Origin of the sequence: Bradyrhizobium canariense (assembly GCF_019402665.1) — a bacterium.
Classification (GTDB): domain Bacteria; phylum Pseudomonadota; class Alphaproteobacteria; order Rhizobiales; family Xanthobacteraceae; genus Bradyrhizobium; species Bradyrhizobium canariense.
Genome location: NZ_VSST01000143.1, coordinates 1 through 1,471, shown reverse-complemented (window position 1 = coordinate 1,471; position 1,471 = coordinate 1). Strand labels below are relative to the sequence as shown.

At 62.9% G+C, this 1,471-nt stretch carries 1 protein-coding gene; it reads right to left on the bottom strand.

The features are described from left to right. A partial coding sequence (locus tag FXB41_RS40340; RefSeq protein ID WP_219685716.1) for an IS3 family transposase occupies positions 1-613 on the bottom strand: 613 nt, incomplete at its 3' end. Positions 614-1,471: the final 858 nt, after the last annotated feature.

Genomic DNA, 1,471 nt, shown 5'->3' with positions numbered 1-1,471 from the left:
ACGACCGTTTGAATCCGCCCTGCACGCCGCGATCGGAGTGATGGATCAACCCAGCCTGGGGCCGTTGCTGCTGGATCGCCATTTTCAGGGCCGCGGATGCGAGTTCGACCTGCATATGATCCCGCATGGCCCAGCCGACGATCTTCCGGCTGAAGAGATCCATGACGGCAGCAAGGTACAGCCACCCCTCCGCGGTCGGGATGTAGGTGATATCAGCCAGCCCGACCCGGTTTGACGCATCCGCCGTGAAGTCGCGCGCGATCAGGTTCGGTGCGATCGGCAGGTCGTGGCGGCTGTCCGTGGTGCGCACCCGGCGCGGCGGCGCCATGATGGCGCGGATACCGTGTCGTTGCATCATTCGCTCGACCCGGCCGCGGCTGGTATCGCGTCCCTGCGCCCGCAGGACGGCATGGACGCGGGGGCTGCCGTGACGGCCGCTGCTGTCCCGATGGATCTGCCGGATCACAGCCAGGAGCGCGGCATTGGATTTTGCCCGCTCGCTCACCGGCCGCTCGCGCCAGGCATAATAACCGGCCGGTGAGACCTCGAGCACCGCGCACATCAAGCGTACCGGATAGGTCTCGCGGTGATCCTCGATGAAGCGAAAGCTCATGTCCGGGTTCCGGCGAAGATCGCGATCGACTTTTTAAAATGTTGCGCTCCATGCGCAGCCGCTCGTTCTCCTGGCGCAGGCGGGAGATCTCCGAAGCCTGGTCCGCCGACATCGGCGTCGCCTGCGTGGTGGAGCGCCACGCCGCCGATGCCGGCTCCTGCCGGAGCTTATCTACCCAGCGTCGCAATACCGAGTCGCGCAGACCGAGCTCCTTGGCCTGGCGCTTGTACTCCTCCGTAAACGACCGACGTTGAGGTTCCATTCGACACCTCCGGGCTCAACAAGCCTACTACAGGTGTCCACCCATTCGGAGGAGGTTCAGTATGTGAAATAGAGGATGCGCTCTGGCGGACGCTCCGCATGCGCGCCGAGTGGTCGGATTGCCGCCGCGCCGCCGAGGAGCGCGATGAACTCACGTCGCCTCACAATCGCCTCTGCCAAAGCCAACCAACCATGCCAACCATGTTTTGAAGAAGCCTAGCACAGATCAGCCCAGCACCGGCCTTGGGGCATCGCCCTCTGGCGTCCTATGCAACGCTGCTGGCCCATCAGCGAAGTGGCGAATCGTCTCATTGAGGTCAGCTTCGTGGGTGGAAGCGGACTGGTTTTGCTCAGGCCGGGTTCTTCGCATTTTGACCCGTATGTATGGTCCGGCCGCGCGTTGCAAGAGGTTTCGTCAACCTGGCAGATGCGGTCTTGCATCAATGTATCCGGCCTCTGATTGGAGCGTGTTGTGCTCCGGGCCATCATGGATATCAGCGCGCATTCGAGCTAATTAGCGGACAGGCCTCGAACGGGCCATTCGGGTCACCAGTGTTCGCATGCGCCGGGAAGACCGATCCTCCATCGTTGTCTCAT